The following is an 18367-nucleotide window of genomic DNA, read 5'->3' as shown; positions in this document are numbered from 1 at the left end:
GGCGTTTTTCATTGTGCGTCCACTGTTACCTTAACGGAGAGAACCACCATGCAAACGACGATCACGCGCGCGGGGAGCAGCCTGTGCACCTTGCTGGCGTTGGCAGCCTGCGGCAGCAATCATGCACCGGAAGAACGGAACCAGATACCGGGCTACCTGGGCACCATCACGCGGACCGACTACGACGGCAAGACGAACGATTTGCTCACGGCCGGCCTGGGCAAGACGGGGCTGGCGGGAGCGACTCCCGCGTACGCGAACGCGGAACAGCCGACGCCGGTCGAATTGCGCCGCAATGCGATCTACGCCAATTACCGCGCCGTGCTCGACATTGCCGCCAACAGCGGCTACGGCACCTTGTACGGACCGAACGTGGATGCGTCCGGGAACGTGGGCACGGGCGAGGGCCTGATCGCCGGCAGCGAATACATCGCGTATGCCGACGATGGCACGGGCAAGAAGAATGTCACCTTGATGGTGCAGGTGCCGGCCAGCTTCGACCCGGACCATGCCTGCATCGTCACGGGCACGTCCAGCGGCTCGCGCGGCATTTACGGCGCCATCGGCAGCTCGGGCGAATGGGGGCTGAAAAAGGGCTGCGCCGTGGCGTATGCCGACAAGGGCTCCGGCACGGGCCTGTATGTGTTTGAAGATGACAGCGTCAACCTGCAGAACGGCGTGCGCGCGGGCAGGGTGGCTGCCGGCAAGAACGCGCTCTTCGCGCCCGACTTGAGCGATGCCGACCGGCTGGCCTGGGCTGGCGCCAACCCGAACCGCATCGCCTTCAAGCATGCGCACTCGCAACAGAATCCCGAGAAGGATTGGGGCAAGGTCACGCTGCAGGCCATCGAGATGGCGTATTACGTGTTGAACGAACGCTATGGCGTGCTGGCCCGCGACGGCAGTTCGCGCGTCGTGCGGCTGACGCCGAAGAACACGATCACGATTGCGTCCAGCATTTCCAACGGCGCCGGCTCGGCCTTGCTGGCGGCGGAACAGGATAGCAAGGGCTTGATCGGCGGCGTGGCGGCCAGCGAGCCGCAAGTCCAGCCGGCGCCATCGAGCGCCTACAGCGTGCGCCAGGGCGGGGCGGTGGTCGCCAATCCCGGCCGCGCGCTGTTCGATTACGCCACCTATGCCGCCCTGTATCAGCCGTGCATCGCTTCCGTGGCGGGCAATGCGGGACGCTGCACGGCGCTGGTGAACAAGGGCTTGCTGAACGGCGCCGACCTGGCGGCGCAGCAGGCGGACGCGAAGCAGCGCTTGCGCGCGTATGGATGGCTGCTTGACTCCGATCCACTGCAGGCGGCGCACGCGGGCACGAATATCCTCGTGGCCGTCACGTATGCGTATGCCTACGGCAAATTCTCCGTGACCGATAAAGTGTGCGGTTTCACGTTTGCGCAGACGGATCTCAGCGGCAATCCGGTCGCGTTCACTTCGGCGCAAAAGGCTGTCAGCTTTGCCGCGCAGAGCGGCATCGTGGGCAATGTCGTGTACGAGAACAGCGTGGGCGGCGCCAGGGTGTACACGGCCGGCGTCTCGCCGTCGAGCAGCCTGGCGGACCAGTCGCTCGACGGCTTCCTGTGCCTGCGCAGCCTGGCGACGGGACGCGATGCCGTCAGCAACGCCAACTTGCAGGGTACGCTGGCCGCGCAAAGCGTGCGCGTGCGGGCAGGCATGGCCGAGGTGCAGGCGACGGGCAAACTCAATGGCAAGCCGGCCCTCATCGTGCATGGCCGCAGCGACACCTTGATTCCCGTCAATCACGCCTCGCGCGCCTATCTGGGGCTGAACGCAGCGGTGGAAGGGACGAATAGCCGCCTGCGCTATATCGAGGTGACCAACGCGAACCACTTCGATTCCTTCAGCAGCGCCTTGCCGACCCTGATCGTACCGCTGCACGTGTACCTGAACCGCGCGCTGGACGCCATGTATGCGCACTTGAACGCCAAGCAAGCCTTGCCGCCATCGCAGGTGGTGCGCACGGTGACGCGCGCCGATGCGTCGACCCTGATCACGAATGTCAACGTGCCGGCCATTGCGGCAACGCCGGCGGCCGGTAATGTCATCAGCGTGACGGGCACGGTGGTGGATATTCCCAACTAGCGGCTGCTTGTGGTCGCAAGGCTAGCCACGCGCCATGCGTGGCTTTTTTTATGTCTTGTATGTTTTTACAGCGCGGCCGCATAGATGGCGCGCGCATCGTCGCGCGTGACGGGACGGGGATTGTTGCCCAGCAAGCGCGTCTGCAGCATGGCTTCATCGGCCAGCCGGTCCAGGTCGCTGGCCGCGATGCCCACCTCGCGCAGGGTGCGGGCGATGCCCGTGGCCGAGGCAATTGCCTGCATGGCGTCGATCAGGGCGTTCGCCCGCGCCTCGTCGCTGCCCGTAATGCCGGGCTGCACGATGGCTGCCAGTTGCGCATACAGGGGCGCCGCGTGGGACAGATTAAAGCGCAGCACATGCGGCAGCACCAGCGCATTCGACAGGCCATGTGGCACATGGAACAGTCCACCGATGGGATAGGCGAGCGCATGCACAGCGGCCACGGGGGCGTTGGCAAACGCCTGGCCGGCCAGCATGGCGCCCAGCAGCATGGCTTGGCGCGCCGGCAAGTGGCTGCCATCGCGGCAGGCCGTGAGCAGATTGGCAGACAGCAGCGACAGCGCCTGGCTGGCCAGCATGTCGGACAAGGGATTTTTCAGCAGGCGGCTGGTGTACGCTTCGATCGCATGCACCATGGCATCGATGCCGGTGGCGGCCGTCACGGCGGATGGCAAGCCCAGGGTCAGGCTGGCGTCGAGGATGGCCAGGTCTGCATACAGTTGCGGCGCTACCACGCCCATCTTGCTGGTGGCGCCCGTGGTGACGATGGCGATATGCGTCACTTCCGAGCCCGTGCCCGCCGTGGTCGGCAATTGCACCAGGGGCAGGCGCTGGCCGTGGACATTGCCGATGCCATACAGTTGGGCCAGTTCCTGGTGGCCGGGGACCAGCACGGCGATCAGCTTGGCCACGTCCAGCGAGCTGCCGCCACCGAGGCCGATAATCAGTTCCACGTGAAGCATCCGGGCCTGGGCCACGCCTGCCAGCACGATGGCTTCAGGCGGATCGGCTTGCACGTCGGAAAAAACATGGGTGTCGATGCCTGCCGTGCGCAAGCTGTGCAGAGGGGCATCGGCCAGTCCCGTGCGCAGAAACCCTGCATCGGTGACGAGCAGGGTGCGGCGGACGGTGGGGAAGTGGTGGGCGATATGCGCGCCCAGTTGGGCGGCGGCGCCCGGTTGAACGATCAGATGCGGCACGGTGCGGAACTGGAAGGCGGGCATGCAGACTCCTGGCGGCAAGGACAGAAGCCAAGCTTACTCCGCTTTCCCGCTCCGCGTATGTTTCACGTGGAACCGTTTAGTGTTGCAGCTGGCTGGCCAGCCCCAGGCTCACGAGCAGCGACAGGCTGGAAACGGCCGCCAGCACGCGGAACGTGCGGGCGTCTTGCCGATACTCGCGCACGGCCGCATAGGCCAGGCCTGCGCCCATCAGCAGGTTGAGCAACAGCAGCTTGCTCATTCCCACTCCAGCGCACCGCGTTTCCATTCATAGGCCAGGCCGATGGTCAGTACGCCCAGGAAACCCATGACGGCCCAGAAACCATGCAAGCCCAGTTCATTGACGTTGGCCGCCCATGGCATCAGGAAGATCACCTCGATATCGAACAGGATGAACAGGATGGCCACCAGATAGAAGCGGATGTCGAATTTCATGCGCGCGTCGCCGAACGCTTCGAAGCCGCATTCGTACGGCGACAGTTTTTGCGGGTCCGGCTTGTGCGGCCCCAGCGCGCGGCCCAGCAGCATGGGCACGATGCCGACTAGGATGCCGATCAGAATGAACAGCAGGACGGGAAAATAGTTTTCGAGGAGCATGGGAATTCCTCTCTCAGTGGCTGGACGACAGTTTCATCAGCACGATGCCGCACACGATGAGGACGGCGGCGCATACGCGCATGGTGTTGACTTGCTCGTCCAGAAAGACGATGCCGACGATGAAGGCGCCGACGGCGCCGATACCGGTCCAGATCGTGTAGGCCGTGCCCAGGGGCAGGGTGCGCATGGCCAGCGACAGCAAGCCGAAGCTGGCGATCATCATGACGATGGTAATGACGGAGGGGGTGAGTTTGGTGAAACCCTCGGAGAGTTTCATCGAGTATGCCCACACGACTTCAAACATGCCGGCAATGAGTAATAGTATCCAGGCCATGGCGGCTCCTTATACAGAGCGGGCCGTCCCGGTGTGTTCCCATGATGGGGGAGGCCGTCCTCCTGGATGATCGTCCCGCTGGCCACTGGCGTGGTCACGTTGACGGACGATGCGGCAATTGTAGCAAACATTTCACGGCACCGCAGCCCTCTGCCTGACCACGTTGCGTGTTCCACGTGAAACAGAAATCGTCGTTGGCTTGCCCCTGCTGAGTAAAAATTAAGCAAAAAATGCGCTGCGCAAGGTTGCGCTTGCAAAAAGACTCTATAATCGGAGCTCTCATCCCGCATTTTTACTTGCACTGTTACCTATTTATCATGTTATTTCCTACAGAATTCGACGTCATCGTTGTCGGTGGTGGTCACGCCGGTACCGAGGCGGCCCTCGCTTCCGCCCGCATGGGGCAGAAGACGCTATTGCTCACGCATAATATTGAGACACTGGGCCAGATGTCGTGCAACCCTTCCATCGGTGGCATCGGCAAGGGCCACCTGGTCAAGGAAGTCGACGCCATGGGCGGCGCGATGGCGATCGCCACCGACGAGTCCGGCATCCAATTCCGCATCCTGAATTCCTCGAAAGGCCCGGCAGTCCGCGCCACGCGCGCCCAGGCCGACCGTATTCTCTACAAGGCCGCCATCCGTACGCGCCTGGAAAACCAGACTAACCTGTGGCTGTTCCAGCAAGCCGTCGATGATTTGATCGTCGAAGGCGACCGCGTCGTCGGCGCCGTGACGCAGATCGGCTTGAAGTTTCTCGCGCGCGCCGTCGTGCTGACGGCTGGAACCTTCCTCGATGGCAAGATCCACGTGGGCTTGAATAACTACTCGGCCGGCCGCGCCGGCGACCCGCCCGCCATCTCGCTGTCCGCCCGCCTGAAAGAGCTGAAACTGCCGCAGGGGCGCCTGAAAACGGGCACGCCGCCGCGCATCGATGGCCGCACGATCGACTTCTCCGTGATGCAAGAGCAGCCGGGCGACCTCGATCCCGTGCCCGTCTTTTCCGTCATGGGCAATACGGCCATGCACCCGCGCCAGGTGCCGTGCTGGGTCACGCACACGAATAGCCAGACGCACGACATCATCCGCGCCGGCCTGGACCGCAGCCCCATGTATACGGGCGTGATCGAAGGCGTGGGGCCCCGCTATTGCCCCTCGATCGAAGACAAGATCCACCGTTTCTCGGGCAAGGAATCGCACCAGATCTTCCTTGAGCCGGAAGGCTTGACGACGCATGAGTTCTATCCGAACGGCATCTCGACGAGCTTGCCGTTCGACGTGCAGATCGCCCTGGTGCAATCGATGAAGGGCATGGAAAACGCGCACATCCTGCGTCCCGGCTATGCCATCGAATACGATTATTTCGACCCGCGCGGCTTGAAGGCCTCGCTGGAAACGAAGGCCGTCGCCGGCCTGTTCTTTGCCGGCCAGATCAACGGCACCACGGGCTACGAGGAAGCTGCCGCGCAAGGCATGCTGGCGGGCCTGAATGCGGCCTTGCTGACGCAGGACAAGGAAGCCTGGGTACCGGGCCGCTCCGAGGCCTATCTGGGCGTGCTGGTCGACGATCTGATCACGCAGGGCGTGCAGGAACCGTACCGCATGTTCACCAGCCGCGCCGAGTACCGTTTGAGCCTGCGCGAAGACAATGCCGACATGCGCCTGACGGAAATCGGGCGCGCCCTGGGCTGCGTGGGCGACGCCCAGTGGCAGGCGTTTGAAACGAAGCGCGAAGCGGTGGCGCGCGAACTCGAGCGCCTGCGTTCCACGTGGGTCAACCCGCGCATCCTGGCAGCCGCCGAATCGGAACGCATCGTCGGCCAGGCCATCGAGCGCGAATACTCGCTGGCGGACTTGCTGCGCCGCCCGAACGTCGCCTACGACACCTTGATGAGCATGACGGGCATCGAAGGCCAGGCCCTGGCCGGCCCCGGCGTGGAAGACGCGGCCGTGCGCGAGCAGGTGGAAATCCAGCTCAAATATGCGGGCTACATCGAGCGCCAGAGCAAGGAAATCGAGCGTCACGAACACTATGAAAACCTGGCTTTGCCAGAGGGTTTCAATTACCTGGACATCGGCGCGCTGTCCGTCGAAGTGCGGCAAAAACTCGACAAGCAGCGCCCGGAAACCCTGGGCCAGGCTTCGCGCATTTCTGGCGTGACGCCGGCGGCGATTTCGCTGCTGCTGGTTCACCTGAAAAAGCGCGGCTTCGGTGCCGCGCAGACCACCACTTTAAAGGACGAGGTTGTTGAATGAAGCAGTTTGACCGGGCCGCATTGGCCCAGATTTTGAATGAAGGCATCGCCGCGCTGGGGCTGGACCTGAGCGCGGATCAGACGGAAAAACTGCTCGATTACCTGGCCTTGCTGGCCAAATGGAACAGCGTGTACAACCTGACGTCGGTGCGCGATCCGCTGCAGATGCTGACCCTGCACGTGCTCGATTCGCTGGCCGCCGTGCCGGCGTTCGCGCAGGCGAAAAACGTGCTCGACGTGGGCGCCGGCGGCGGCTTGCCGGGTATGGTGCTGGCCATCGCGCGGCCCGATGTGAAGGTGTCGATGATCGACACGGTGCATAAAAAGACGGCATTCCTGACGCAAGTGAAGGCCGAACTGGGCCTCGCCAACGTGACCGTGTACACGAAACGCGTGGAGCAGCTGGAAGTGCAGCAGAAATTCGACGTGATCACCTCGCGCGCCTTTGCCGACCTGTCCGACTTCGTCAACTGGTCGAACCACGTGCTGGCCGAGGGCGGGCAATTCATCGCCTTGAAAGGAGTGGCACCACCAGACGAGCGCGAGAGACTGCCGGCAGACTGGCAAGTGACGGAATTGCGGCCTATCCAGGTGCCAGGGCTAAATGCAGAGCGTCATCTGGTCTTTATAGCAAGAATTTAAAAGCCGGAAATTAAACGGTATAAATCATATAAATAGTTTATACGGTATAAACGATATAAATGATTTATATCGTATAAACGAAATAAATAATATAAATCGTTTCGGCCGGATGCCGGGGCGCACGATGAAGTTTGCATCTCTTTACAACTAGAAGATACATGGCCAAAATTTTTTGTGTAGCAAATCAAAAGGGTGGTGTTGGTAAAACCACAACAAGTGTCAACCTCTCCGCCGGTCTGGCCAAGTTGAACCAGCGCGTGCTGCTGGTCGACCTCGACCCACAGGGCAATGCAACCATGGGCGCCGGCATCAACAAGGCCGGCCTGAAGGCGTCGACCTATGAAGTGATGCTGGGCGAGTCCGATGTCAAGACGGCACGCCAGCGTTCGGAAGCGGGGCGCTTCGATGTCTTGCCGTCGAACCGCGAGCTGGCCGGCGCGGAAGTGGAGATGGTCGAACTGGACAACCGCGAACGCCGCCTGAAGGATGCGCTGGCCGAAGTGGACGGCGAATACGACTTCATATTAGTAGATTGCCCACCGGCATTATCGATGCTGACCTTGAACGGCCTGTGCGCCGCGCATGGCGTGATCATCCCGATGCAGTGCGAGTACTACGCGCTGGAAGGTTTGTCCGACCTGGTCAACACCATCAAGAAGGTGCACGCCAACCTGAACCCGGATTTGAAGATCATCGGCTTGCTGCGCGTGATGTTCGATCCACGCATGACATTATCGCAACAAGTGTCGGCGCAGCTGGAACAGCACTTCGGCGACAAGGTATTCAATACCATCATCCCGCGCAATGTCCGCCTGGCCGAAGCGCCATCGTACGGCTTGCCCGGCGTGACCTTCGACCCCAGCTCGAAAGGTGCGCAGGCGTATATCGCCTTCGGCGCCGAGATGGTCGAACGCATCAAACATATGTAAACAAGGGGCGAGCGCCTGCATATTGTGATGTAAGCGCTTACTCTGAAAACACGATTAGGACAGCATGGCTACGAAAAAATTAAAAGGACTGGGTCGCGGACTCGACGCCCTGTTGGGCGGCGGCGGCGACTTTGCCAGTCCGGACACGAATCAACCGTCGAACTTGCCCGTGTCGCAAATGCAAGCGGGCAAATACCAGCCGCGCACGCGCATGGACGAGGGGGCCCTGAATGAACTGGCCGCCTCGATCAAGGCGCAGGGGCTGATGCAGCCGATCCTGGTGCGGCCGATCGGGCAAGACACCTTAAGCGGCGTTATCAAATATGAAATCATCGCTGGAGAACGCCGTTTCCGCGCCTCGCAGCTGGCGGGCCTGACGGAAGTGCCGGTGCTGGTGCGCGACGTGGACGATCTGGCCGCCGCCGCCATGGCGCTGATCGAGAATATCCAGCGCGAAGACTTGAATCCGCTGGAAGAGGCGCAGGGCATCCACCGCCTGATCGCCGACTTCAGTTTTACGCATGAGCAAGCGGCCACTGCGCTGGGACGCTCGCGCAGCGCCGTGTCGAACCTGTTGCGTTTGATGAACCTGGCCAATCCAGTGCAGACCATGCTGATGGCCGGCGATATCGACATGGGCCATGCGCGCGCGCTGCTGGCCGTCGATGCGGCCAGCCAGATCACTCTGGCGAACCAGGTCGTGGCCAAGCGCCTGTCCGTGCGTGAAACGGAAAAGCTCGTCACACGCACGGTCGAGGAAGCGGCCAACCCGGTCGAGCCGCGGCAGAAGGAAAAGTCCGGCGACATCGCGCGCCTGGAAGAAGAGTTGTCCGATGCGCTGGCCACGCCCGTGGTGTTCAAGATGGGGAATAAAGGCCGTGGCCAATTGGTGATCGATTTTGCCGATCTTGACGTGCTCGATGGTTTGTTGACCCGCTTGCGTGGTTAAATAGCAAGCTGCAAAGACAGGGGCCATGCGGATGTGGACGATCCGGCCATGCTTTCCAGATGCACCACGTGATTCCTTGATAACACGGCTGGAAGCGGCCAGACAAGCGACTTTGCCATATAGTGGTGCAAAAGGCGGCGAATAGTCGGTAAAGCGTCAGTTTCACGCAGCAATTGCCCTGCTGCGGTGCAGCAACGTTTGACTCTATAGATCAAAGCCAACTATAATCCCGTGTCTTTGCGTGTGTAGATTTTTCTGGGAACTTGGCAATTGAGTGATTCACAACAAAGTATTGCCAAGCCAGTCTACAAAGTAGTTGCATTGCAGCTAGCAATCGCTATCAGCTTTGCCACGGTCACCCTGTTTTTCGGTGGCAATGTCAGAGGCTGGTCCGCCGCATACGGCGGCGCTATCGCAGTCATCGGTAGCCTGGTGTATGCCCTGTTGGTGGTTCGCGGTTCTAGCGACGCCAATAAGGCATTCCGGGCGCATTTGCGCGCAGAAGTGGTGAAAATATTTATCACAGCGGTGCTGTTTATATTGGCACTGGTGTTGTTTCAGTCGGCCGCCTGGTTATGGCTGATCTTGGGTTTCGCGGTGGCAACCTTAGCATACTGGTTTTCATTGCTCGCTGTTTAATCATTGGTTTTGGGGCCTGTTGAGCTCTGAAACGACAAATCTAAATTCATTATGACCACAGAACACGCTATTGAAGCGGGCCATGCTGCCCCGGCCAACGCCACAGAATACATCAGTCACCATCTGGCCCACCTGAGAAGTGCCGACGGCATGATCAATCTGGATACGTTCTGGATTTCGGCCATTCTGGGCTTTGTTTTCCTGGCTGTTTTCTATATGGCGTCGCGCCGCGCGACGGCTGGTGTCCCTGGCAAGTTGCAAAACTTCGTCGAAATGGTCATGGAAATCGTCAATGACACTATTAATGGGGCCTTCCACGCGAAAAGCAAGGTCATCGCGCCGCTGGCCATCACTATTTTTGTGTGGGTCTGGTTGCTCAACGCGATGGACTTCCTGCCGGTTGACCTGTTGCCGAAGATCCTGAGCTGGTTTGGCGTGCATAAACTGCGCGCCGTGCCGACCGCCGACGTCAACCACACCTTCGCCATGTCGCTGTCGGTCGTGCTGTGCGTGATCGCTTTCTCGATCAAGGCCAAGGGCCTGGGCGGCTGGATCAAGGAACTGTTCACGGCACCGTTCCATGCGAGCGGCCTGATCGGCACGATCGCCCTGGCACCTGTCAATTTCCTGCTGCAAATGGTTGAGCTGGTTGCAAAACTGATCTCCCTGTCGCTGCGACTGTTCGGCAATATGTATGCCGGCGAACTGATTTTCATCTTGATCGCGTTGTTGCCTTGGTGGGCACAGTGGGCGTTGGGTGGTCCATGGGCAATTTTCCATATCTTGATTGTAACTTTGCAAGCTTTTGTGTTTATGGCGTTGACGGTTGTGTATCTGAGCCTTGCGGTTGAGAAACATTAATCATTAACTTTATATTTTGTTTTTTTAGTATCTTTCGTTTTTAAATTTAGGAGAATTTTATGCAAGCTCTGATCGCACAAGTACAAAGCATGACCGTTCTGGCAGCAGCAATCATCATCGGCCTGGCCGCAATCGGCACCGCTCTGGGCTTCGCTATCTTGGGTGGCAAATTCCTGGAAGCTTCGGCACGTCAACCAGAACTGATGCCACAACTGCAAACCAAACTGTTCGTTATCGCTGGTCTGCTGGATGCTATCTCGATGATCGGCGTTGGTGTTGCTCTGCTGTACACGTTCGCTAACCCGTTCCTGTCCGCTCTGACGGCTGTTGCTCAGTAATTCGCTCCAACCCTAGGAGAAACTTTTAGTTAGGAGCAAAGGTATGGACATCAATATGTCGCTCATCGGCCAGATGATCACCTTCGCGGTGTTGGTCTGGTTCTCGATGAAGTTCGTATTTCCAGCGCTGAACAACGCGCTGGATGAGCGTGCCAAACGAATCGCGGATGGATTGGCTGCGGCCGATCAAGGTCAGGCTTCGATGGCAGTCGCTGAAAAGCGTGCGCAAGAGGCATTGAACAGTGCACGTGAAGAAGCGTCGCAACGCGTTGCGGACGCTGAAAAGCGCGCGCAGCTGGTTGCTGAAGAGATCAAGCAAAATGCACAAGCTGAAGCTGCGCGTATCATTGCGCAAGCCCAGTCGGACGCCGAACAGCAACTGTCGAAAGCACGCGAACAATTGCGCGCTCAGGTGGCTGACCTGGCTGTCAAGGGTGCCGAGCAGATCTTGAAGCGTGAAGTAAACGCTACGGCTCACGCCGAAATGTTGCAGCGTCTTGCTGTCGAGCTGTAATCATGGCAGAACTCGCAACCGTCGCCCGTCCCTACGCGGAAGCTTTGTTCCGCGTAGCCCAAGCTGGTAAGGAGTCAAGCAACCTCGCGGCGTGGTCCGAACTGGTGTCCGAACTGGCACAGATCGGTAGCCACCCCGAGGTACAGGCGTACGCGCGCAATCCGAAAGTTTCGGAAAGCGACGTCGCCGCCACCATCCTGTCGTTGTTGAAATCGCCGCTCAATGAGGAAGTGAAAAACTTCGTCACGATGTTGATCGAAAATGGCCGCATCAGCCTGCTGCCGGAAATCGGCGCGCAATTCCATGCCTTGAAAAATGGCCTGGAAGGTGCGGCTGACGCCGAGATCACGAGCGCTTTCGATCTGAGCGAAGGCCAAACGGCCGAGCTGGTCGCAACGCTGGAAAAGAAATTCAGTCGTAAGCTCAACCCTGCCGTCACAGTGGATCCATCGCTGCTCGGCGGCGTGCGCGTGGTTGTTGGCGACCAAGTGCTCGACACCTCGGTGCGCGCCAAGCTGCAGCAACTGCACGCTGCACTGGTGTCGTAAGACACGCGCTTCGGCAGGCCAGCTTAGACAGACCCTTACCCCTCGCGCAAGCTGAGAGAAACACTTTTAGGAGTTAGTATGCAACTCAACCCATCTGAAATCAGCGAGTTGATCAAGAGCCGGATCCAAGGTCTTGACGGCGGCGCTGAAGTGCGTAATCAAGGCACGGTTATTTCCGTCGCCGACGGTATCTGCCGCATCCACGGTTTGTCGGACGTGATGCAAGGCGAGATGCTGGAATTCCCAGGCAACACGTTTGGCCTGGCCATGAATCTGGAACGCGACTCCGTCGGTTCCGTGATTCTGGGTGCCTACGAGCACATCTCCGAAGGCGACACGGTGAAATGCACCGGCCGCATTCTGGAAGTGCCAGTCGGTCCTGAGCTGCTCGGCCGCGTTGTCAACGCGCTGGGTCAGCCGATCGACGGCAAAGGCGCCATCGACACCAAACTGACGGCCGCGATTGAAAAAATTGCCCCGGGCGTGATCGCCCGCGAGTCCGTGTCGCAACCAATGCAAACCGGCCTGAAGTCGATCGATGCGATGGTTCCAGTTGGCCGCGGCCAGCGCGAACTGATCATCGGCGACCGTCAAACCGGCAAGTCGGCTGTGGCGATTGATGCGATCATCAATCAAAAAGGCCAGGGCATGAAGTGTATCTACGTCGCGATTGGCCAAAAAGCCTCGTCGATCAAGAACATCGTGCGCTCGCTGGAACAGCACGGCGCGATGGAATACACCATCGTTGTCGCCGCTTCCGCTTCGGAATCGGCTGCCATGCAATACATCTCGCCGTACTCCGGTTGCGCCATGGGCGAATACTTCCGTGACCGCGGTGAAGATGCACTGATCGTTTACGATGATCTGTCCAAACAAGCTGTTGCATACCGTCAAATCTCGCTGCTGCTGCGCCGTCCACCAGGTCGCGAAGCGTACCCAGGCGACGTGTTCTACCTGCACAGCCGCCTGCTGGAACGCGCAGCACGCGTGAACGCCGACTACGTCGAGAAGTTCACCGACGGCGCCGTCAAAGGCAAGACCGGTTCCCTGACGGCACTGCCGATCATTGAAACGCAAGCTGGCGACGTGTCCGCATTCGTTCCAACCAACGTGATTTCGATTACCGACGGTCAGATCTTCCTGGAAACCTCGCTGTTCAACGCCGGTATCCGTCCTGCAATTAACGCCGGTATTTCCGTATCGCGCGTCGGTGGCGCCGCCCAGACCAAGGTCATCAAAAACCTGTCCGGCGGTATCCGTACCGACTTGGCGCAATACCGTGAACTGGCCGCGTTTGCGCAGTTCGCTTCGGATCTGGATGAATCGACCCGCAAGCAGCTGGACCGCGGCGCGCGCGTAACGGAATTGCTCAAGCAAGCCCAATACTCGCCACTGTCGATCTCGCTGATGGCCGTATCGCTGTTCTCGGTGAACAAAGGCTTCATGGACGACGTGCCAGTCAAGCAAGTGCTGTCGTTCGAAGCTGGTGTCCACGCTTACATGAAGACCAAGCAAGCTGCTCTGCTGGCCAAGATCGAAGAAACCAAGCAACTCGACAAAGACAGCGAAGCAACTCTGTCGGCGGCCATTGCTGATTTCAAGAAATCCGGCGCATATTAAGCGGCCAGGCGGCGCCCACCTCGAGTGAGGCGCCGCCCTACGCGCAGAAGGAGTAAGGACTCATGGCATCAAGCAAAGAGATACGAGGCAAGATCAAGAGCGTAGAGAATACGAAGAAGATCACCAAGGCGATGGAAATGGTCGCCGCGTCCAAAATGCGCAAGGCGCAAGACCGGATGCGGGCCGCCCGTCCCTACAGTGACAAGATTCGGAATATCGCCGCCAATCTGGCGACCGCCAATCCGGAATACACGCACCCGTTCCTGGCAGCTGCCCAGGGTACGCAAGCGAAGGCAGTGGGTTTCATCGTTGTCACGACCGACAAGGGTCTGTGCGGCGGCATGAACACCAATATCCTGCGCCAGGTGACGTCGAAGTCGCGCGAGCTGGAAGCAGCTGGCAACCGGATTGAAGCAGTTGCCATCGGTAACAAGGGTTTGGGTTTTTTGAATCGCATCGGCGTCAAGATCATTGCGCACGCCATTCAAACCGGTGATACGCCCCACCTGGACAAACTGATCGGACCTGTCAAGGTCATGCTCGAAGAGTTCCAGGCAGGCAAGATCGATGCAGTGTACCTGTGCTACACCAAATTCATCAACACGATGAAGCAGGAACCAGTCGTGGAGCAATTGCTGCCCCTGACGGCCGACAAGATGGTCGCCGACAAGGGTGCCCACTCGTGGGATTACATCTACGAGCCGGATGCGCAAAGCGTGATCGACGAATTGCTGGAGCGCTATGTAGAAGCGCTGGTGTACCAGGCAGTCGCGGAGAATCTGGCGTCCGAGCAATCGGCACGGATGGTCGCGATGAAAGCTGCAAGCGACAACGCGGGTAGTGTGATCGGCGAATTGAAGCTGATCTACAACAAGACCCGTCAAGCTGCGATTACCAAAGAACTCTCCGAAATCGTCGCCGGTGCGGCTGCGGTTTAAACGAATTTAACTATATTGAAGGAACGAACATGGCTGATGGCAAAATCGTTCAGTGTATCGGCGCTGTGGTGGACGTTGAGTTTCCCCGCAACGCGATGCCTAAGGTATTTGATGCCTTGAAGATGGCAGGCTCGGAACTGACCCTGGAAGTACAACAGCAGTTGGGCGACGGCATTGTCCGTACCATTGCACTCGGCTCGTCCGATGGCCTGCGTCGCGGCATGATGATCCAGAACACCGGCAAACCAATCATGGTGCCAGTCGGTAAAGCAACCCTGGGTCGCATCATGGACGTGCTGGGCAACCCGATCGACGAATGCGGCCCTGTGTCGCACGAGCAGATCGCGTCGATCCACCGCACCGCTCCTGCATACGACGAACTGTCGCCATCGCAAGAACTGCTGGAAACCGGCATCAAGGTGATCGACCTGGTGTGCCCGTTTGCAAAAGGCGGTAAAGTGGGTCTGTTCGGCGGCGCTGGCGTAGGCAAGACCGTGAACATGATGGAACTGATTAACAACATCGCCAAGGCACACAGCGGCGTGTCCGTGTTTGCCGGCGTTGGTGAGCGTACCCGTGAAGGTAACGACTTCTACCACGAGATGGCTGACGCGAAAGTGGTCGATCTGGAAAACCCAGAGAACTCCAAAGTGGCGATGGTCTACGGTCAGATGAATGAACCGCCAGGTAACCGTCTGCGCGTTGCGCTGACCGGCCTGACGATCGCTGAATCGTTCCGTGATGAAGGCAAGGACGTTCTGTTCTTCGTCGACAACATCTACCGCTTCACGCTGGCCGGTACCGAAGTATCGGCACTGCTGGGCCGTATGCCATCGGCTGTGGGTTACCAACCGACCCTGGCGGAAGAAATGGGCCGTCTGCAAGAGCGTATCACGTCGACCAAGACCGGTTCGATCACCTCGATCCAGGCCGTCTACGTTCCAGCCGATGATTACACCGATCCGTCGCCTGCTACCACGTTTGCTCACTTGGATTCGACCGTTGCGCTGTCGCGTGACATCGCTTCCCTGGGTATCTACCCAGCCGTGGACCCACTGGATTCGACCTCGCGTCAGCTGGATCCGTTGATCGTTGGTCAAGAGCACTACGACACCGCGCGTGCCGTGCAAACGACCCTGCAACGCTACAAGGAATTGCGCGACATTATCGCGATTCTGGGTATGGACGAGCTGGCACCGGAAGACAAACTGCTGGTCGCCCGCGCACGTAAGATGCAGCGTTTCCTGTCGCAGCCTTTCCACGTCGCTGAAGTCTTTACCGGCGCGCCTGGTAAATACGTTTCGCTCAAAGACACGATCAAGGGCTTCAAAATGATCGCTTCGGGCGAACTCGATCACCTGCCGGAACAAGCGTTCTACATGGTCGGCACGATCGAAGAAGCAATCGAAAAAGCCAAGAAACTTAACTAAGTTAAGTCTGGGCCTAACCCCGCCCCTTAGAAGGCGGGGTTCTTCAACCCGATAGGACACACATGGCACACACAATTCACGTTGACGTGGTTTCCGCTGAAGAACTGATTTTTTCAGGCGAAGCAGAATTCGTCGCGTTGCCGGGTGAACAGGGCGAGCTGGGTATCTACCCACGCCACACGCCTTTGATTACCCGCATCCGTCCGGGCGCGGTCCGCATCAAGGTAGTCGGCCAGGCTGAAGAAGAGTTCGTCTTCGTTGCCGGCGGCCTGCTGGAAGTGCAACCGGACACCGTGACCGTCCTGGCCGATACCGCGATCCGCGGTCACGACCTCGACGAAGCGAAAGCGCTGGAAGCGAAGAAGTTGGCGGAAGAAAATATCCACAACAAGGATTCGGGCATCGACTACGCGCAAGCGCAAGCCGAGCTGGCCAGCGCGATTGCGCAGCTGGCAGCGATCCAGAAGCTGCGCAAGCTGTAATCAGCGAGCCAGCAACAAGAAAGGCAGCCTTCGGGCTGCCTTTTTTTATGCTTTGACGGCTATTCCTGGCGCTTCTGCCTGCTCCTTTCCTGCCCCGCCTTCAAGATCGTCTTCCACATGGCGCGCGCGGCGATGCGCTCGAGCGGCGTCTCCTCGCCGCGCCGGGCGTCGCGCAGCAGCTTGTGATAATTGCGCAGCCGATCCGCATCGACGGCGCCGCGCACCTGGCAGCCTGGTTCGCTGGCGTGCTGGCAATCGCGGAACTGGCATGTCGAGGCGAGCGCCGCGATGTCGTCAAATGTGGCCGCCAGGGTCTGCGCATCGGCGTCGGCCTGCCAGCTGCGCAAGCCCGGCGTATCGATGATGCAGGCGCCGCTGGGGCACAGGTGCAGCGAGCGCGCCGTCGTCGTATGCCGTCCGCGCCCATCGCCATGGCGCACGCCGTTGGTGGCCTGCTGCGCCGCAGACAAGGTATTGGTCAGACTGGACTTGCCGGCGCCCGATGAACCGAGCAGCACCAGGGTCTGGCCGGCACCCAGCCACGGTTCCAGGATGGCCACGTCATACGCATGGCGCGTATCGATGGCAAACAGGGGCACGTGGGACGGCAGGCGCTGTTTGAGCTGCGCCAGCTTGCCCGGCACGTCGTCGGCCACGTCGGCCTTGCTCAGCACCACCACGGGGCTGACCTGGGCCGCCAGCACGATGGCCAGATAGCGTTCCAGCCGGCGTGGGTTGAAATCCCCGTCCAGTCCCATCACCAGCAGGGCGGTATCGACATTGCTGGCGAGCACTTGCCTCCGGCCGTCATTGCCGCGCCGGGCGATTTGCGTGACTGGGGATAAGTGCGCCGTTATCCACAGCGCGCCGTGAGCATCGTGTTCGGCGGCGACCCAGTCGCCGACCGTGAGGACGGTGTCTTGCGCCAGCAGCTCGTGCAACAGGCGCGGCAGGACCTGTGCCGGGTGTTCCCGGGTGCCGTCGTGCACGAGAAGGCTGTCGCGGTGGACGGCGCTCACGCGCAGCAGTTGTGCGGCAGGGGACGATAAGTCGAGTTGGGTGGCTGCGCCGGCGATGGCCTGCTGCAGCCCGATAAGGCGTAGTTGCGCAAAATCGAATGCGATCATGGTAGCGTGATTCCAAATTCTGTCGTCCGCGTGCGGACGTGAAGCCTGCGCGTGCAGGCACCGCCAGTCGTTATGACTGGCACGAAAGAAAGGGAAGTCGGCTACGCGATCACGCGTATGGGCAATGGCGGGCTAAGAGTCTTAGCGGGGAAAGACCGTGATCAGGCAGCCGACAGCACGGCAGTATCCGAATGGCGCATGTTGTCTACTCCTGTTGTGTGAGGGAAAACGCCAGTGTGCCAGCGGCGCGCGCCGCCGTCAACATTAGCTGCACATGCCGTAAGCGCTGCGCTCGGGGAAATAGCGGTACGTAAACGTGCGCACCGGGTAGCGCTTGCCGGCGACGAGCATGTCGGGCATGGATAAATCAAAGCGCTGCGGCAGCTGGCGCGGCAGTTGCAGGCGCAGGCGCCACTGGGTTTCGGCGCTCGAACCGACGGCGGAAAACATGATGGGCAGCTGCTCGATGACGTCGACGATTTCCGCCTTGCGGTTCATGCCGCGCTGGTAGATGGTCAGCACCTTGGCTTCGGCGAAGGGCTGCTGTTTTGGTTCTTCCAGCAGGAAGGACAGGCGCGTGAAGCTGGCTTGCGTGCCGATGGGAAGAGTAAAAATCAGCGCCAGCTCGGTGCCGCCATCCTTCAGGGTGACAGGCGGTGTGGCATACACGCTGATACCGCGCGGCAGCTCGAAGCGTGAACCCTCCGTCCACGTCTTGCACTCGGGCGTGGTGGCCTGGTACAGGCTGGGCGCCGTGTAGTCGTTGCAGGCTGAAACCAGCAGCAGCAGGGGCAGGGCAAGGAGGGCGGAACGGCGCATGGGAGTCACGGTTGGGA

Annotated in this window: 20 protein-coding genes; 14 read left to right on the top strand and 6 right to left on the bottom strand. The window is 59.9% G+C overall.

Features of this window, described 5'->3' with window-relative positions:
* The first annotated feature begins 48 nt into the window (after positions 1-48).
* Entirely contained in the window at positions 49-2109 is a 2061-nt protein-coding gene (locus OX459_RS17715) for a 3-hydroxybutyrate oligomer hydrolase family protein (protein WP_289905991.1), read from the top strand.
* A 65-nt stretch (positions 2110-2174) separates the two neighbouring features.
* Here the strand turns inward: OX459_RS17715 and OX459_RS17710 are convergent, their stop codons facing one another.
* The 4 genes from OX459_RS17710 to sugE all read right to left on the bottom strand — a co-directional run bounded on the left by OX459_RS17710 (position 2175) and on the right by sugE (position 4260).
* On the bottom strand, positions 2175-3332 hold the full coding sequence (locus OX459_RS17710; protein ID WP_289905990.1) for an iron-containing alcohol dehydrogenase: 1158 nt from the start codon (positions 3330-3332) through the stop codon (positions 2175-2177).
* Between the two features lie 76 nt (positions 3333-3408).
* A complete protein-coding gene (locus OX459_RS17705; RefSeq protein ID WP_289905989.1) occupies positions 3409-3570 on the bottom strand; it encodes a hypothetical protein in 162 nt (53 codons plus the stop codon).
* Positions 3567-3926: an NADH-quinone oxidoreductase subunit A gene (locus OX459_RS17700; protein WP_289905988.1), complete on the bottom strand. Its 360-nt coding sequence runs from the start codon at positions 3924-3926 to the stop codon at positions 3567-3569. The genes OX459_RS17705 and OX459_RS17700 overlap by 4 nt, the downstream gene beginning before the upstream one ends.
* 13 nt (positions 3927-3939) lie before the next feature.
* Positions 3940-4260 (bottom strand): quaternary ammonium compound efflux SMR transporter SugE, encoded by a 321-nt coding sequence (gene sugE / locus OX459_RS17695; protein ID WP_289905987.1) that lies wholly within the window; start codon positions 4258-4260, stop codon positions 3940-3942.
* A 317-nt stretch (positions 4261-4577) separates the two neighbouring features.
* Here sugE and mnmG point away from each other — a divergent pair, with 317 nt between their 5' ends.
* The 13 genes from mnmG (at position 4578) to OX459_RS17630 (ending at position 16404) form a co-directional block, all read left to right on the top strand.
* Positions 4578-6515, top strand: a complete 1938-nt coding sequence (gene mnmG, locus OX459_RS17690) for a tRNA uridine-5-carboxymethylaminomethyl(34) synthesis enzyme MnmG (protein ID WP_251349586.1) — start codon at positions 4578-4580, stop codon at positions 6513-6515.
* Positions 6512-7156, top strand: a complete 645-nt coding sequence (gene rsmG / locus OX459_RS17685) for a 16S rRNA (guanine(527)-N(7))-methyltransferase RsmG (protein ID WP_289899681.1) — start codon at positions 6512-6514, stop codon at positions 7154-7156. The genes mnmG and rsmG overlap by 4 nt, the downstream gene beginning before the upstream one ends.
* A gap of 158 nt (positions 7157-7314) precedes the next feature.
* Positions 7315-8085 carry an AAA family ATPase gene (locus tag OX459_RS17680; protein WP_034752687.1) on the top strand — a complete coding sequence of 257 codons (771 nt, stop codon included), beginning with the start codon at positions 7315-7317 and terminating at the stop codon, positions 8083-8085.
* A gap of 64 nt (positions 8086-8149) precedes the next feature.
* Positions 8150-9034: a ParB/RepB/Spo0J family partition protein gene (locus OX459_RS17675; protein WP_289905986.1), complete on the top strand. Its 885-nt coding sequence runs from the start codon at positions 8150-8152 to the stop codon at positions 9032-9034.
* A 270-nt stretch (positions 9035-9304) separates the two neighbouring features.
* Complete coding sequence (locus OX459_RS17670; RefSeq protein ID WP_035823464.1) at positions 9305-9673, top strand: ATP synthase subunit I; 369 nt, start codon at positions 9305-9307, stop codon at positions 9671-9673.
* Between the two features lie 51 nt (positions 9674-9724).
* Positions 9725-10534: a F0F1 ATP synthase subunit A gene (gene atpB / locus OX459_RS17665; protein ID WP_046681851.1), complete on the top strand. Its 810-nt coding sequence runs from the start codon at positions 9725-9727 to the stop codon at positions 10532-10534.
* Positions 10535-10593: 59 nt separating this feature from the next.
* Positions 10594-10872, top strand: a complete 279-nt coding sequence (gene atpE, locus OX459_RS17660) for a F0F1 ATP synthase subunit C (RefSeq protein ID WP_034752695.1) — start codon at positions 10594-10596, stop codon at positions 10870-10872.
* A gap of 43 nt (positions 10873-10915) precedes the next feature.
* Entirely contained in the window at positions 10916-11386 is a 471-nt protein-coding gene (locus tag OX459_RS17655) for a F0F1 ATP synthase subunit B (protein ID WP_034752697.1), read from the top strand.
* A 2-nt stretch (positions 11387-11388) separates the two neighbouring features.
* Entirely contained in the window at positions 11389-11934 is a 546-nt protein-coding gene (locus tag OX459_RS17650) for a F0F1 ATP synthase subunit delta (protein WP_034752699.1), read from the top strand.
* Between the two features lie 78 nt (positions 11935-12012).
* Complete coding sequence (atpA, locus tag OX459_RS17645) at positions 12013-13554, top strand: F0F1 ATP synthase subunit alpha (RefSeq protein ID WP_077398373.1); 1542 nt, start codon at positions 12013-12015, stop codon at positions 13552-13554.
* A gap of 62 nt (positions 13555-13616) precedes the next feature.
* On the top strand, positions 13617-14492 hold the full coding sequence (atpG, locus tag OX459_RS17640; protein WP_230540116.1) for a F0F1 ATP synthase subunit gamma: 876 nt from the start codon (positions 13617-13619) through the stop codon (positions 14490-14492).
* A gap of 29 nt (positions 14493-14521) precedes the next feature.
* Positions 14522-15922: a F0F1 ATP synthase subunit beta gene (gene atpD / locus OX459_RS17635; protein WP_034752705.1), complete on the top strand. Its 1401-nt coding sequence runs from the start codon at positions 14522-14524 to the stop codon at positions 15920-15922.
* 62 nt (positions 15923-15984) lie between these two features.
* Positions 15985-16404 carry a F0F1 ATP synthase subunit epsilon gene (locus OX459_RS17630; RefSeq protein ID WP_077398374.1) on the top strand — a complete coding sequence of 140 codons (420 nt, stop codon included), beginning with the start codon at positions 15985-15987 and terminating at the stop codon, positions 16402-16404.
* 59 nt (positions 16405-16463) lie between these two features.
* Here OX459_RS17630 and rsgA read toward each other — a convergent pair whose 3' ends face one another.
* Both rsgA and OX459_RS17620 read right to left on the bottom strand, forming a co-directional pair.
* Positions 16464-17531: a ribosome small subunit-dependent GTPase A gene (gene rsgA, locus OX459_RS17625; protein ID WP_289905985.1), complete on the bottom strand. Its 1068-nt coding sequence runs from the start codon at positions 17529-17531 to the stop codon at positions 16464-16466.
* 264 nt (positions 17532-17795) lie between these two features.
* Entirely contained in the window at positions 17796-18350 is a 555-nt protein-coding gene (locus OX459_RS17620) for a hypothetical protein (RefSeq protein ID WP_289905984.1), read from the bottom strand.
* Positions 18351-18367: the final 17 nt, after the last annotated feature.

It is taken from the genome of Janthinobacterium sp. SUN026, from assembly GCF_030397625.1.
GTDB classification, from domain to species: domain Bacteria; phylum Pseudomonadota; class Gammaproteobacteria; order Burkholderiales; family Burkholderiaceae_D; genus Janthinobacterium; species Janthinobacterium kumbetense.
This window is presented reverse-complemented; position numbering and strand designations above follow the sequence as displayed.

Coding starts and splice junctions, on each gene's coding strand:
- OX459_RS17715 (WP_289905991.1), top strand. CDS start 49: ATGCAAACGACGATCACGCGCGCGGGGAGCAGCCTGTGCACCTTGCTG.
- OX459_RS17710 (WP_289905990.1), bottom strand. CDS start 3,332: ATGCCCGCCTTCCAGTTCCGCACCGTGCCGCATCTGATCGTTCAACCG.
- OX459_RS17705 (WP_289905989.1), bottom strand. CDS start 3,570: ATGAGCAAGCTGCTGTTGCTCAACCTGCTGATGGGCGCAGGCCTGGCC.
- OX459_RS17700 (WP_289905988.1), bottom strand. CDS start 3,926: ATGCTCCTCGAAAACTATTTTCCCGTCCTGCTGTTCATTCTGATCGGC.
- sugE (WP_289905987.1), bottom strand. CDS start 4,260: ATGGCCTGGATACTATTACTCATTGCCGGCATGTTTGAAGTCGTGTGG.
- mnmG (WP_251349586.1), top strand. CDS start 4,578: ATGTTATTTCCTACAGAATTCGACGTCATCGTTGTCGGTGGTGGTCAC.
- rsmG (WP_289899681.1), top strand. CDS start 6,512: ATGAAGCAGTTTGACCGGGCCGCATTGGCCCAGATTTTGAATGAAGGC.
- OX459_RS17680 (WP_034752687.1), top strand. CDS start 7,315: ATGGCCAAAATTTTTTGTGTAGCAAATCAAAAGGGTGGTGTTGGTAAA.
- OX459_RS17675 (WP_289905986.1), top strand. CDS start 8,150: ATGGCTACGAAAAAATTAAAAGGACTGGGTCGCGGACTCGACGCCCTG.
- atpB (WP_046681851.1), top strand. CDS start 9,725: ATGACCACAGAACACGCTATTGAAGCGGGCCATGCTGCCCCGGCCAAC.
- atpE (WP_034752695.1), top strand. CDS start 10,594: ATGCAAGCTCTGATCGCACAAGTACAAAGCATGACCGTTCTGGCAGCA.
- OX459_RS17655 (WP_034752697.1), top strand. CDS start 10,916: ATGGACATCAATATGTCGCTCATCGGCCAGATGATCACCTTCGCGGTG.
- OX459_RS17650 (WP_034752699.1), top strand. CDS start 11,389: ATGGCAGAACTCGCAACCGTCGCCCGTCCCTACGCGGAAGCTTTGTTC.
- atpA (WP_077398373.1), top strand. CDS start 12,013: ATGCAACTCAACCCATCTGAAATCAGCGAGTTGATCAAGAGCCGGATC.
- atpG (WP_230540116.1), top strand. CDS start 13,617: ATGGCATCAAGCAAAGAGATACGAGGCAAGATCAAGAGCGTAGAGAAT.
- atpD (WP_034752705.1), top strand. CDS start 14,522: ATGGCTGATGGCAAAATCGTTCAGTGTATCGGCGCTGTGGTGGACGTT.
- OX459_RS17630 (WP_077398374.1), top strand. CDS start 15,985: ATGGCACACACAATTCACGTTGACGTGGTTTCCGCTGAAGAACTGATT.
- rsgA (WP_289905985.1), bottom strand. CDS start 17,531: ATGATCGCATTCGATTTTGCGCAACTACGCCTTATCGGGCTGCAGCAG.
- OX459_RS17620 (WP_289905984.1), bottom strand. CDS start 18,350: ATGCGCCGTTCCGCCCTCCTTGCCCTGCCCCTGCTGCTGCTGGTTTCA.